Here is a 12,473-nt window from a genome sequence, read left to right on the forward strand (position 1 = left end):
CGGCCCCCGACGTGGTGCCCACGCCCCAACACCGCCCGTCCCCCACGGGCACACCCGGCCTCCACCGGCCGGACGGGGCGTCTACCCCCGAAGGAGCTTCCCCCATGAACACCACCATGCTGCGCAAGAGTGTTCTCGGTATCGCCGGTCTCGCCGTCGCCGGTGGCCTGGCCGCCGGCCCGCTCAACCACGACACCCCCACCCTCGACACCCGCCCCGTCGCCGCCGTCCAGGCCGACAAGCCGGCCGTCGACACCGCCAAGCTGATCCCGCACGGTGTGCAGGGCGAGCAGTCCCGCATCGACCTCAACGACGAGCAGACCGGCAACGTCAAGGCGATCATCGCGGCGACGAAGAAGGCCGGCATGGACGAGCGGGCCGCGGTGGTGTCGATCGCCACCGCCCTGCAGGAGTCGAAGCTGGAGAACCTCGGCCACCTCGGCGACCGCAACGACCACGACTCGCAGGGCCTGTTCCAGCAGCGCCCCTCCTCCGGCTGGGGCACGGTGGAGCAGATCACCGACCCCGAATACGCCACCCTGGCCTTCCTCAAGGGCCTCAAGCAGGTCGACGGCTGGCAGGACATGCCCCTGACCAAGGCCGCCCAGACCGTCCAGGTGTCGGCCTACCCCGACCACTACGCCCAGTGGGAACAGCAGGCCGCCGACCTCGTCGCCCAGCACTGGAACAGCTGACCCTGCGTACGACACGATGGCCGGCACCCCGCCCGGGGTGCCGGCCATCGGCACGTTCACCGCGGCGGTTCGGCGGGCCGCCGGTGACGGGGGTCACTGGAGGGTGGGGAAGGAGTAGGTGGGGTGCCGCGTTGTGCAGGGCGTCGGTGTGTTCGGTGTCCCCGGGCCTCACCTGAAATAGCCGTCGCGGAGTTCCGTTCGGCTGGAGCCGCGTCGCGCCACGCGCCGAGAGGCGACCCGCACACCGACCACGCGCCGCCCCCGACCGAACCGGCCGGGGGCGGCGCGCTGTGTGCGTAACGGGCAGAATCACGGGGGTGGACTGGTCCAGTTCGGTCGGTGTGATCACCCTGCCCAGCGGCGCGACGGTACGCGGGCGGCGGGTGGCCGACGCCGTGTCCCCGGCCGACTTCGCCCTGATCCTGGCCCCGGGCCCAACCCCGGTCTGGGCGCACCGGCGCATCCGGTGGCCCGACTTCTGGGTGCCGACCGACCGCGCCGACGCCCTGGACGCGTTCCGTGAGGCGCTGCGCCGCGCCCACGCCGGCGACCGGGTCGAGGCGGCCTGCCGGGGTGGGATCGGCCGGACCGGCACCACCCTCGCCGCGCTGGCGATCCTCGACGGGGTGCCGGCCCGCGACGCCGTCCGGTGGGTCCGCGAGCGTTACCACCCGAAGGCCGTCGAGACCCCCTGGCAGCGCGCCTGGCTGCGGCGGCTCCCCAGCCACTGACCGCATGCCACGGCGGCTGACCCACCGCCCCGCTCAGCGCGGGGCGACGTACTCGCGCAGGTGTCGGGCGGTACGGGTGTCACCGTGGGCGACCAGGTCGGCGGGGGTGCCGGTGAAGACGATCCGGCCGCCGTCGTGGCCGGCGCCGGGGCCCAGGTCGACGATCCAGTCCGCGTGCGCCATCACCGCCTGGTGGTGCTCGATGACGATCACCGTGTTGCCGGCGTCGACCAGCCGGTCCAGCAGGGCCAGCAGTTGGTCCACGTCGGCCAGGTGCAGGCCGGTGGTCGGCTCGTCCAGCACGTAGGTGGCCGCCTTCTCCGCCATGTGCACGGCCAGTTTGAGCCGTTGGCGTTCCCCACCGGACAGGGTGGTCAGTGGCTGCCCGAGGGTCAGGTAGCCGAGGCCCACCTCGCTCAGCCGGTCCAGCACCACCCGGGCCGGGCCGGACGGGAAGAACTCCCGGGCCTCGGTCACCGACATGCCGAGCACCTCGCTGATGTTCCTACCGCGCAACGTGTAGGCCAGCACCTCGGGGGTGTACCGCCGTCCCTCGCACGCCTCGCAGACCCTGGCGACGGCCGCCATCGTCGCCAGGTCGGTGTAGACCAGCCCGATCCCCTTGCAGGTCGGGCAGGCGCCCTCGGAGTTGGCGCTGAACAGCGCGGCCTTCACCCCGTTGGCGCGGGCGAACGCGGTGCGGATCGGGTCGAGCAGGCCCGTCCAGGTCGCCGGGTTGCTGCGCCGGGAGCCCCGGATGGGGGACTGGTCGACGACCACGACGCCGTCGCGGCGGGGCAGCGAACCGTGGATCAGTGAACTCTTGCCCGAGCCGGCCACGCCGGTGACCACGGTGAGCACCCCCAGCGGCAGGTCGACGTCGACGTCGCGCAGGTTGTGCAGGTCGGCTCCCCGGATCGCCAGGTGGCCGGTGGGCCGGCGGAACGTCGTACGCAGGGTGGCCCGGTGGTCGAGGTGCCGGCCGGTCAGGGTGTCGGAACGGCGCAGCCCGGCGACGTCGCCGGTGTAGCAGATCCGCCCGCCGGCCGAGCCCGCGCCCGGACCCAGGTCGACGACGTGGTCGGCGATGGCGATCGTCTCCGGCTTGTGCTCGACGACCAGCACCGTGTTGCCCTTGTCGCGCAGCCGCAGCAGCAGGCCGTTCATCCGGGCGATGTCGTGCGGGTGCAGCCCCACCGTCGGCTCGTCGAAGACGTATGTCACGTCCGAGAGGCTGGACCCGAGGTGACGGACCATCTTGACCCGCTGCGCCTCGCCGCCGGACAGGGTGCCGGACTCGCGGTCCAGGCTGAGGTAGCCCAGGCCGATCTCCACCATCGAGTCCAGGGTGTCGCGCAGGTCGGCCACCAGTGGGGCCACCGACGGCGCGTCGATCCCGCCGACGAACTCGGCCAGGTCGCTGACCTGCATGGCCGCGCACTCGGCGATGTTCCGGCCGGCGATCGTCGAGGACAGTGCCGCCGGGTTGAGCCGGGCCCCGCCGCAGGCGGCGCAGGTGGCGAAGGCGACCGCCCGGTCCACGAAGGCGCGGATGTGCGCCTGCAGGGAATCGCGGTCCTTGGCCAGGTAGAGCCGGCGGACCTTCACCGCCAGCCCCTCGTACGTCCAGCTGTTGGCTCCGACCTTGATCTTCGTGGCGGGTTTGTGCAGGAAGTCCGCCCACTGCTGCGGGGTGAAGTCCTGGAGTTTGACGTCCGGGTCGAACAGGCCGGACCCGACGATCGTCTGCCAGTACCAGGAATCCACGGCGAAGTTCGGCACCAGGATCGCCCCGTCGTTGAGCGAGCGTTCCACGTCCACCATGGCCGACACGTCGAGGTCGGAGACGCGGCCCAGCCCCTCGCAGGTCGGGCACATGCCCTCGGCGAGGTTGAAGCTGAACGCTCCGGCCCCGCCGACGTGCGGCTCGCCGAGCCGGCTGAACAGGATCCGCAGCAGCGCGTACGCGTCGGTCGCGGTGCCGACGGTGGAGCGGGAGTTCGCCCCCATCCGTTCCTGGTCGACCACGATCGCCGGGGTCAGGTTCCGCAGCGAGTCGACGTCGGGGCGGGACAGGTTCGGCATGAACGACTGGAGGAAGGCACTGTAGGTCTCGTTGATCAGGCGGCGGGACTCGGCGGCTACGGTGCCGAACACCAGGGAGGACTTCCCCGACCCGGAGACGCCGGTGAAGACGGTGAGCCGTCGCTTGGGTATGTCGACGGAGACTCCGGTGAGGTTGTTCTCCCGGGCCCCCCGTACCTCGATCACGTCGTGCTGGTCGGCGGCGGACTGCGCTGGTTGCTCCATACCTTCGATTTTCTCATTCGTGCTCCTGTAGCGACTTTTTCCGCATCTGGGGCGTCGATGACATGGTTATCGGGCGAGAAGTCTCAAACCACGTGACAACCACTAGGGTGGGCGGGAGCGCGAGCGGTGGGGAGGGCCGGGTGACGGGGCAGCGACGGTGGCGGTTGGTCGACGTCGCGGCCAGTGCCGGCATCTCCGCCCAGCAGGTGCGCAACTATCTGGCCGACGGGCTGCTACCGCCGACCGACCGCACCCCGAGCGGCTACCGGATCTTCACCGACCGCCACGTCCGGGCCCTGTCGGTGGCCCGCCGGATGGCCGAGGGGCACGGCTGGGCGCGTACCCGGGAGGTGCTGGCGGCGGTGCACCGGGGCGAGCTGCCGGCGGCGCTCGCCGCGCTCGACGCCGGGCACGCCGAGCTGGACCGCGAGCGGGCCGAGATCGCCCGGGTGCTGGGTGCCTTCGAGACGGTGCTGGCCGGTCGGCCGGCCGGCGTGCCGCGTCGGGACGCCCGGATCGGCGAGGTGGCGGCCCAGGTGGGCGTGCGGACCTCACAGCTGCGCCTGTGGGAGCAGCGTGGCCTGCTCCGCCCGCACCGCCAGCGGGGCACCGGCTACCGGGTGTACGACGCGGCCGAGGGGCGGGCGGCGCAGGTGGTGGCGCTGTTGCGCCGGGGCGGCTATCCGTTCGAGATCATCACTGCGGTGCTCGACGAGCTGCGCAGCACCGGCCGGCCGGACCGGGTCCGGGCCGAACTCGCCAGGCGGGAGCAGGAGCTGAACCGGCGTAGCCTGCGCCGGCTGCGGGCCTCCGCAGCCCTGCACGACTACCTGGACGCCACCGGCAGCTGAACCGGCCGGCGGCGGCGTCAACCCGCTGCGCAGGCCGTGCACAGCCGGACGGCCCGGCGGAATCATCCGCCGGGCCGTCGGTGCGCGAAGGGTCAGTTCAGGCCGCAGGCGGCGAAGCTGTCGAGGTTGGGGCGCTGTGCGCCGACGCGGTTGAAGGCGATCTCGATGCGGTCGAGGGCGGCCTGGCGCTTGTCCTTCAGTGGGCCGAGGATGGCGTTGTTGATGAAGTTCGCGCCGCCCTGGGGGTTGGCGGCCTGCTGGGCGAGGCGGGCGTTGGCCTCGTTGATCTGCTTGTCGAGGTTGGCCAGTTCGGCCTGGACGTTCGCGGCGGCCTGGGCCGGCACGGCGGGGATCTGCGGCGTCGGGCAGTTCACCGTCCGGGCGGCACCGGCGTTGCCGTTGCCCGCGTTGCCGTTGCCCGCATTCCCGTTCCCGGCGTTGCCGTTGCCCGCGTTGCCGTTCCCGGCACCGGCGTTGCCGTTGCCGGCGTTGCCCGCACCTGCGCCGTTGAGCCCGCAGGCGGCGAAGCTGTCGAGGTTGGGGCGCTGTGCGCCGACGCGGTTGAAGGCGATCTCGATGCGGTCGAGGGCGGCCTGGCGCTTGTCCTTCAGTGGGCCGAGGATGGCGTTGTTGATGAAGTTCGCGCCGCCCTGGGGGTTGGCGGCCTGCTGGGCGAGGCGGGCGTTGGCCTCGTTGATCTGCTTGTCGAGGTTGGCCAGTTCGGCCTGGACGTTCGCGGCGGCCTGGGCCGGCACGGCGGGGATCTGCGGCGTCGGGCAGTTCACCGTCTGGGCGGCGGCAGTGGTGTTGTTCCCGCCGGTGGCGGCGTTGCCGGCCTTGACCGAGCTGTTCAGCGCGCTGGCCACACCCGGAGCGTTCAGGCCGCAGGTGGCCAGGGCGTCCAGGTTGGGCCGCTGGGCGCCGGCCCGGTTGAAGTTGATCTCGATGCGGTCCAGCACCGCGACCCGCTTGCTCTTCAACGGGCCGAGGATCGCGTTGTTGATGAAGTTCGCGCCGCCCTGCGGGTTGGCCGCCTGCTGCGCCAACCGCTCGTTCTGCCTGGCGATCTCCTCGTCCAGGTTGGCCAGTTCCCGCTCCACCCCGGCCGCGGCCGACGCGGGGATCGCCGGCAGCTTGTCCCGTACCGTCGGGCAGTTGACGGTCTGCGCGGCGGTGCTGCCGGTGTTCTCGCCGGCGGAGGCGAGTTGCAGACCGCCACCCAGGAGCAGCACCGCCAGGGCGCCCACTCCGCCGAGCTTGAGGACGGCATTCTTCCGCATTGGCCTGGCCATGTACCTCTCCTCTGATCTCCGGCGGGTCGTCGACGGCATCGCGTCCGTTGGCCCGACGGTGGCTGGGGTCAAGGCGGACCGGATGTCCGACGCCCGGCACTGGCGTCCACCCCGATCCGTCCTTGCGGCGATGGATACGGGGACCGGTCGAAGATCGTTCAAGAATTCCGGTGAGCTTCTGGTAGCTCTGCGTGGCTGATGAAGAAATCCCAGCTCAAGGGGGCTGGGAGCGGTTCCGGGGCGACCCCGGGAAGCCGATTCCGGCTACCTGGGGTGATCGCATGGTCATCGAAGGTCAGGTCCGGGCGGCCCGCGCCCCCTGGGGAACCCGGTTCCCGCCTCGGTAGGGTGCCTCACCATGAGAGCCCGGGTCCTGGCCGCCGGTGTCGCGGCCGTACTCCTCACCGGTGTGCCGGCCGTCCCCGCCGCCGCGGGCGCCACGGCCCGCGCCGGGTCGGCCGCCGCCGTCGTGCCGTGCCCGAAAACGCCGACGCCGAAGGTGACCCGACCGCCCCGGCCCACCCCGCCCCCGGCGGTGCCCGAGCAGCAGCGGGTGGGCGGCGAGGCGCTGGCCACCCCCGGGCTGACCGTGCCGCCGGGGGTGCCCGCGCCGCCGCCGGTCACCGCGACGTCCTGGCTCGTCGCCGACCTGGACACCGGGGCGGTGCTCGGCGGATGCGGCCCGCACGAGTACGGCACCCCGGCCAGCGTGCAGAAGCTGCTGCTGGCCGCCACCATGCTGCCGAAGCTGAACCCGAAGCAGGTGGCCACGGTCACCCGCGCCGACCTGGACATCGAGCCGGGCAGTTCCGCCGTCGGCCTGCTCGACGGCGGTCGCTACCCGGTCGAGACCGCCTGGCTCGGCCTGCTGCTCCAGTCCGGCAACGACGCGGCGAACCTGCTGGCCCGCCTCGGCGCGGGCAGCGCCGCCGCCGGGGTGCGCGAGATGAACGCCGAGGCACGCCGGCTCGGGGCGTGGCAGACCCACGCGGTGACCCCGTCCGGGCTGGACGGGCCCGGCCAGTTCACCAGCGCCTACGACCTGGCGCTGATCGCCCGGGTCTGCTTCGCCGACCCCACCTTCCGCCGGTACGCCCTGACCGAACGGACCCAGATCCCGGCCCAGCCGGCGCTGCGCAAACCCGGCTTCCAGATTCAGAACGAGAACCAGCTGATCTACCGGTACCCGGGGGCGCTGGGCGGGAAGACCGGCTACACCGACCTCGCCCGGCACACCTACGTCGGGGCCGCCGAGCGCGGTGGTCGACGACTCGTGGTGACCCTGCTCGGTGCGGAGGCCCGCCCGGTACGCGGCTGGGAACAGGGGGCGCGGCTGCTCGACTGGGGCTTCGGCCTGCCCCGGGACACCTCGGTGGGGCGGCTGGTCGAACCCGGCGAGCCGATCGCCACCAGCCCGTCGGCGACGCCGTCCGCCCGGGTGGCCGCCGTACCGGCCGCCTCCCGGCCGACGCCCCGCGCGCCGCAGTGGCTCGGCGGGGCGGTGGTCGGCGGGGCGGCCGGGCTGGTCGGCCTGCTGGCCGTCCTGCTCGCGGTCGGCCGTCGGCGGCGCTCCCGCCGCCGGGTCCGGCGGCGGGTCGCCTGGGACTGACGGGGACCGCCTGCGTCGGGCACCTCCGGTCACGCCGCGCCGGGACCGGCCGGCGTCGACAACCGGTGGCAGCCTCCATAGACTCCGGTCGTTCCGGTACCCGCCGTCTCTCCGGTATCACGAGTCCCAGGAGGACCATCAGTGTCGAGTGAACCCCGACCGTCCGCCGCCGGGTCGCGCCCCCACGGCCGGCTGGCCCGCCTCGCCGGGGCGGCCCTGGCCTCGGCCGCGCTGGTCGTCGCCGGTGGCACCGCCGCCGTCGCCGCGCCCGCCGACGGGCCGGCCGCCGCCCGGACCACGAAGGGGCCGTGCGCGTACACGTCCACGCCCGACGAGCCGCCGGCCCGGCCGGTGCCGCTGCCGCCGGACCCGCGCCGGACGCCCGACCAGGGCACGGTCCGGGTCACCCTGCGCACCAGCCAGGGACCGATCGGGCTGACCCTGGACCGCGAGCAGGCCCCGTGCACCGTGCAGAGCTTCCTGCACCTGGCGAAGCACCGGTTCTACGACTGGACGCCCTGCCACCGGCTGACCGCCTACCCGACGTTGCAGGTGCTCCAGTGCGGCGACCCGTCCGGCACCGGTGAGGGCGGGCCGGGCTACCGCTACCGCGACGAGCTGCCCACCGACCTGCCGCCCGCGCCGACCGACCCCACCGGGGTGCGCCGGCTCTACGCCCGGGGCACGCTCGCCATGGCCAACGCCGGCCCGGACACCAACGGCAGCCAGTTCTTCCTGGTCCAGTCGGACTCGGCGCTGCGCCCCAACTACACCGTGTTCGGCAGCATCGACGCGGCCGGGCTGAAGACCCTGGACAAGATCGCCGCCGGTGGCATCGCGCCCACGCCTGAGGACCCGGCACCGGTGGACGGTGCCCCGGCCCTGCCGGTGCAGATCCACCGCGCGATCCGGGGCCACTGAGCCCCGCGACCCGGGGCCGTCGGGCAAGGCCGGCCGGCCCGTCGACGGGCCGGCCGGGTAGTACCCCGCCGGGCGGGGGCGGTCACCCGCCCCCGCCCGATGGTCAGCTCTGTTCGCCTGCCGCCCGGGCCCGGTCGGCGTCCGCGTCGGCCGCGCCGACCGGCACGCCGTCGCCGTCGCGGGTGGCGTCGGACAGGTCCACGTCCGCGCCGGCCCGGGCGGCGTCGGCGCGGGCGTCGTCCGCACCCACCACGGGACGGGTGTCGACGTCGTCGACGTCGACCAGGTCACCACCGGCCGCGAGGCCGATCGGGGCGTAACGGGGGTCGGTCATGGTCTCCTCCTTCACCGGGGTCTACCCTCCGCTACCCCCATCAACCCCCGTCGACACCTCCCGTCGGCCGGCGGCATGCTAGCGGCCGGTCCGCACCCACCGGGTGGGATTCGCCGGATCGCCGGACCGGCGGGGCGGGCGTCACTACCTTCGTCAGCGTGAGAGTTCGGGGACGTACCGCCGCCGCCATCGCCGCCCTGCTGCTGTCGCCGGTCGTCGCGCCCGCCGGTGCGGCGGACGCCGCCGGGGCGGTCACCACCGGCCCGTGCGCGCCGGTGCCGGCGGTGTCCCGGCCACCCCGACCGGTCCCACCCCACACCGACCCCGCCACCCGCGCGGTCGGCGGCCCCGCCCTGGCCACCACGGGGCAGGTCCGACCGGCCGGGACATCCCGGCCGCCCGCCGTGCCGGCCACCTCCTGGCTGGTCGCCGACCTGGACAGTGGCGACGTGCTCGGCGGCTGCGGCCCGCACGAGTACGGCACCCCGGCCAGCGTGCAGAAGCTGCTGCTCGCCGCGACCGTGCTGCCGAAGCTCGACCCCCGCCAGACGGTCACCCTCACCCCCGGCGACCTCGACATCGAGCCGGGCAGTTCCGCCGTGGGCTTCGCCGAGGGCGGCCGGTACCGGATCGAGACCCTCTGGTTGGGTCTGCTGCTCAAATCCGGCAACGAGGCGGCCAACGCGCTGGCCCGCCTCGGCGGCGGCCCCGACGGGCTGCCCGGTGGGCTACGGGCGATGAACGAGCACGCCCGGCAGCTCGGCGCGTTGCAGACCCACGCGGTGACCGCGTCCGGGCTGGACGGGCCGGGCCAGTTCACCAGCGCCTACGACCTGGCGCTGATCGCCCGCGCCTGCTTCGCCGACGCCACCTTCCGCCGCTACGACACCACCCGGGAGACGATGATCCCCGCCCAGCCGGCGCTCGGCGAGAAGGCGTTCCCGATCGAGAACGACAACCAGCTGCTCTACCGCTACCCGGGAGCACTGGGTGGCAAGACCGGCTACACCGACCTGGCCCGGCACACCTACGTCGGGGCCGCCGAGCGGGACGGCCGACGGCTGGTGGTCACCCTGCTCGGCGCGGAGGTCCTCGACAGGCGGGGCTGGGAACAGGGCGCGGCCCTGCTCGACTGGGGGTTCGGGGTGCCCCGGGGCGCGGCGGTCGGCCGGCTGGTCAACCCGGGCGAGCTGACCGCCGGCCCGTCCGCGTCCGCCACCGTCACCCCGCCCGCACTGGCCGCCGCCGGGGGACCGGGCCGGCTCGACCCGGGCGGTCACCCCTGGTCGCGTCCGCTGCTCGCGGTCTCCCTGGCCGCCGTGGTGGCCGGGCTCGCCGGGTTGTTGCTCGCGCTGCGCCACCGACCCCATCACGGACGCCGACAGCGGTGAGCGCCGGCGCGGACCACCCCCGGTGGCTGCCGCTGCGGTTGCTGCTCGCGGTGGTGGTGCTGGCGACGGCGGGCTGTGGCCGGCCGCCGCAGCCCGCGCCGGTGCCGAGCCTCGCCGTGCCCACCCCGAGCGGGCCGCGCGCCCCCGTCGACGTGGTGCTGCTGTCCGAGGTCGACCCGAGCATCGTCGTCGACATCCGCTACGCCGGTCCGCACAACTTCGTCGGCCGCCCGGTGGACGGCTACGACGAGCCGCTGTGCCTGCTCACCCGGCCCGCCGCCGAGGCGCTGCGCCGGGTGCAGGACGCCGCCCGCGCCCAACGGCTGAGCCTGCGGGTGTACGACTGCTACCGGCCGCAGCGCGCCGCCGACGAGTTCGTCCGCTGGGCGAAGGACCCCGCCGCGCAGCAGACGAAGGCGGAGTTCTATCCCCGGGTGGCCAAGTCGAGGCTGTTCGCCGACGGCTACCTGGGCGCGCCCACCGCGCACAGCCGGGGCAGCACCCTCGACCTGACCCTGGAGCCCCGCCCGGCCCCGCCCCGCGCCTCGTACGCCCCGGGTCAGCCGCTGGTGGCCTGCACCGACCCGGCCGACCGGCGGTTCGCCGACGGCAGCCTCGACATGGGCACCGGATTCGACTGCTTCGACCCGCTGGCGCACACCGCCGACGCCCGGGTCACCGGCACCGCCCGGACCAACCGGCAGCTGTTGGAACGCCTGATGACGCAGGAGGGTTTCGTCAACTACGACCGGGAGTGGTGGCACTACCGGTACGCCGACGAGCCCTACCCCGACACCTACTTCGACTTCCCGGTGGCCCGCGCGTCGCTGCCCCGCTGACCGGCTCGGTCGCCGCCCCCGGGGCGGTCCACTGCCGGCCGGTGAAACTCCGGTGGGTCGGCGGCAGCGGACCGCTAGGCTGCCCGACGGCTCCCGGCCGGCCCACCCCGGGCGGCCCCGTCCCCCGGAGGACCTTCGACATGACCACCGAACGGATCGGCCCGCCGCTGCGCGCGGGGGAACGGGAGACGCTGCGTGCCTTCCTTGACTTCCACCGGGCCACCCTCGCGATGAAGTGCGAGGGGCTGACCGACGACGAGTTGCGCCAGCGGGCGGTGCCGACGTCCGACCTGACCCTGCTCGGCCTGCTGCGGCACCTCGCCGAGGTGGAGCGTGCCTGGTTCCGGCGGGTGATCGACGCGCAGGACGTCCCGCTGCTCTGGTCGGCGGACGGCGACTACCAGCAGGCGTACGACCCGAGCGGGTCGACCGGGGCGGAGGCGTTCGCGGCGTGGCAGCGGGAGGTGGAGCACTCCCGGCGGATCGAGCGGGCGGCGGCCTCGCTCGACGTCACCGGCCACCAGGCGCGTTGGGGCGAGGACGTGTCGCTGCGCCTGGTGATGCTGCACATGATGCACGAGTACGCCCGGCACAACGGCCACGCCGACCTGCTGCGGGAGGCCGTCGACGGCAGCGTGGGTGTCTGACCCGCCGACCCGGCCGTGCCCGCCCCGGCCGCTCAGCCGGCGGCCGGCCGGGTGCGCAGCGGCAGCCAGGCCAGCACGTCGCGGATCGTGGCGTCCCAGTACGGCCAGTCGTGGTCGCCGGGGGAGAAGTCCACGGTCACCGGCACGCCCCGGTCCCGGGCGGCGGCGACGAAGCGCACGTTGTCGTCGTAGAGGAAGTCCTCGGTGCCGCAGGCGACATAGAGCGGGGGAGTGTCGGGCCCGGCCCGGCCGACCAGCGCCACGGTGTCGTCGTCGGGGCCGGCCGTCGGGGCGTCGCCCCAGACGGTGTGCCAGACGTCCGGGTCGAGCGGACGGTCCGGGGCGTGCCGGCGGTGGGCGACGTTGAGCGCCCCGGACAGGCTGGCCGCGGCGGCGAACCGTTCCGGCTGCCGCAGCGCCCACTTCACCGCGCCGTAGCCGCCCATCGACAGCCCGGCGACGAAGGTGTCCTCCCGGCGGTCGGAGAGCCGGAAGAACGACCGGCAGACCCGGGGCAGTTCGTCGGTGAGGAACGTCCAGTACCGGTTGCCGTGCTTCTCGTCGGCATAGAAGCTGCGTCCCGCCTGGGGCATCACCACGGCCAGACCCAGGGCCGACACGTAGCGTTCGATGGAGGTCTGACGGGTCCAGGCGGTGTCGTCGTCGCTGAGCCCGTGCAGCAGGTAGAGCACCGGCGGGTCGGCGTCAACCGGCTCCGCCGGGTCGGGTTGCGGCAGGATCACCGTCATCGACGTGCTCATGCCCAGCGCCTCGGAGTCGAAGTCGCACCGCATCAATGCCATGTCCATGGACCGTACCGTGTGACGGCCGGAGCGGACACGCCTGCGCCGCC

At 74.1% G+C, this 12,473-nt stretch carries 12 protein-coding genes; 8 read left to right on the plus strand and 4 right to left on the minus strand.

Annotation, left to right across the window (positions count from 1 at the left end; genetic code table 11):
* Window positions 1–104: 104 nt before the first annotated feature.
* On the plus strand, window positions 105–695 hold the full coding sequence (locus ACWCHM_RS10990) for a hypothetical protein (protein ID WP_454222320.1): 591 nt from the start codon (window positions 105–107) through the stop codon (window positions 693–695).
* A gap of 317 nt (window positions 696–1,012) precedes the next feature.
* Complete coding sequence (locus ACWCHM_RS10995) at window positions 1,013–1,426, plus strand: protein-tyrosine phosphatase family protein (protein ID WP_454222321.1); 414 nt, start codon at window positions 1,013–1,015, stop codon at window positions 1,424–1,426.
* 33 nt (window positions 1,427–1,459) lie between these two features.
* On the opposite strand, the gene ACWCHM_RS11000 is transcribed toward ACWCHM_RS10995, so the two are convergent.
* Window positions 1,460–3,736: an ATP-binding cassette domain-containing protein gene (locus ACWCHM_RS11000; protein WP_454222322.1), complete on the minus strand. Its 2,277-nt coding sequence runs from the start codon at window positions 3,734–3,736 to the stop codon at window positions 1,460–1,462.
* A 140-nt stretch (window positions 3,737–3,876) separates the two neighbouring features.
* Between ACWCHM_RS11000 and ACWCHM_RS11005 the strand changes: the two genes are divergently transcribed.
* Window positions 3,877–4,587: a MerR family transcriptional regulator gene (locus ACWCHM_RS11005; protein WP_204960678.1), complete on the plus strand. Its 711-nt coding sequence runs from the start codon at window positions 3,877–3,879 to the stop codon at window positions 4,585–4,587.
* 92 nt (window positions 4,588–4,679) lie between these two features.
* Here ACWCHM_RS11005 and ACWCHM_RS11010 read toward each other — a convergent pair whose 3' ends face one another.
* Entirely contained in the window at window positions 4,680–5,879 is a 1,200-nt protein-coding gene (locus ACWCHM_RS11010) for a hypothetical protein (RefSeq protein ID WP_204960679.1), read from the minus strand.
* A gap of 358 nt (window positions 5,880–6,237) precedes the next feature.
* Here ACWCHM_RS11010 and ACWCHM_RS11015 point away from each other — a divergent pair, with 358 nt between their 5' ends.
* Both ACWCHM_RS11015 and ACWCHM_RS11020 read left to right on the plus strand, forming a co-directional pair.
* Complete coding sequence (locus ACWCHM_RS11015) at window positions 6,238–7,488, plus strand: D-alanyl-D-alanine carboxypeptidase family protein (RefSeq protein ID WP_454222323.1); 1,251 nt, start codon at window positions 6,238–6,240, stop codon at window positions 7,486–7,488.
* Between the two features lie 141 nt (window positions 7,489–7,629).
* The gene (locus ACWCHM_RS11020; RefSeq protein ID WP_281897251.1) at window positions 7,630–8,409 is read left to right on the plus strand and encodes a peptidylprolyl isomerase; all 780 of its coding nucleotides are present in this window, start codon (window positions 7,630–7,632) and stop codon (window positions 8,407–8,409) included.
* A gap of 103 nt (window positions 8,410–8,512) precedes the next feature.
* Here the strand turns inward: ACWCHM_RS11020 and ACWCHM_RS11025 are convergent, their stop codons facing one another.
* Window positions 8,513–8,743, minus strand: a complete 231-nt coding sequence (locus ACWCHM_RS11025) for a hypothetical protein (protein WP_454222325.1) — start codon at window positions 8,741–8,743, stop codon at window positions 8,513–8,515.
* 158 nt (window positions 8,744–8,901) lie between these two features.
* Between ACWCHM_RS11025 and ACWCHM_RS11030 the strand changes: the two genes are divergently transcribed.
* The 3 genes from ACWCHM_RS11030 (at window position 8,902) to ACWCHM_RS11040 (ending at window position 11,620) form a co-directional block, all read left to right on the plus strand.
* Window positions 8,902–10,134: a D-alanyl-D-alanine carboxypeptidase family protein gene (locus tag ACWCHM_RS11030; RefSeq protein ID WP_454222326.1), complete on the plus strand. Its 1,233-nt coding sequence runs from the start codon at window positions 8,902–8,904 to the stop codon at window positions 10,132–10,134.
* Entirely contained in the window at window positions 10,131–10,973 is an 843-nt protein-coding gene (locus ACWCHM_RS11035) for a M15 family metallopeptidase (protein ID WP_454222327.1), read from the plus strand. The genes ACWCHM_RS11030 and ACWCHM_RS11035 overlap by 4 nt, the downstream gene beginning before the upstream one ends.
* Before the next feature lie 140 nt (window positions 10,974–11,113).
* Window positions 11,114–11,620, plus strand: a complete 507-nt coding sequence (locus ACWCHM_RS11040) for a DinB family protein (RefSeq protein WP_204960682.1) — start codon at window positions 11,114–11,116, stop codon at window positions 11,618–11,620.
* 32 nt (window positions 11,621–11,652) lie between these two features.
* On the opposite strand, the gene ACWCHM_RS11045 is transcribed toward ACWCHM_RS11040, so the two are convergent.
* On the minus strand, window positions 11,653–12,423 hold the full coding sequence (locus tag ACWCHM_RS11045; protein ID WP_204960683.1) for an alpha/beta hydrolase: 771 nt from the start codon (window positions 12,421–12,423) through the stop codon (window positions 11,653–11,655).
* Window positions 12,424–12,473 lie beyond the last annotated feature (50 nt).

The sequence above is a fragment of the Micromonospora sp. SCSIO 07396 genome (genome assembly GCF_053667945.1).

Excerpts from the sequence above, each read along its gene's own strand:
- ACWCHM_RS11025 (WP_454222325.1), bottom strand. The coding sequence starts at position 8,743 with ATGACCGACCCCCGTTACGCCCCGATCGGCCTCGCGGCCGGTGGTGAC.
- ACWCHM_RS11045 (WP_204960683.1), bottom strand. The coding sequence starts at position 12,423 with ATGGCATTGATGCGGTGCGACTTCGACTCCGAGGCGCTGGGCATGAGC.
- ACWCHM_RS11040 (WP_204960682.1), top strand. The coding sequence starts at position 11,114 with ATGACCACCGAACGGATCGGCCCGCCGCTGCGCGCGGGGGAACGGGAG.
- ACWCHM_RS11000 (WP_454222322.1), bottom strand. The coding sequence starts at position 3,736 with ATGGAGCAACCAGCGCAGTCCGCCGCCGACCAGCACGACGTGATCGAG.
- ACWCHM_RS11015 (WP_454222323.1), top strand. The coding sequence starts at position 6,238 with ATGAGAGCCCGGGTCCTGGCCGCCGGTGTCGCGGCCGTACTCCTCACC.
- ACWCHM_RS10990 (WP_454222320.1), top strand. The coding sequence starts at position 105 with ATGAACACCACCATGCTGCGCAAGAGTGTTCTCGGTATCGCCGGTCTC.
- ACWCHM_RS11010 (WP_204960679.1), bottom strand. The coding sequence starts at position 5,879 with ATGGCCAGGCCAATGCGGAAGAATGCCGTCCTCAAGCTCGGCGGAGTG.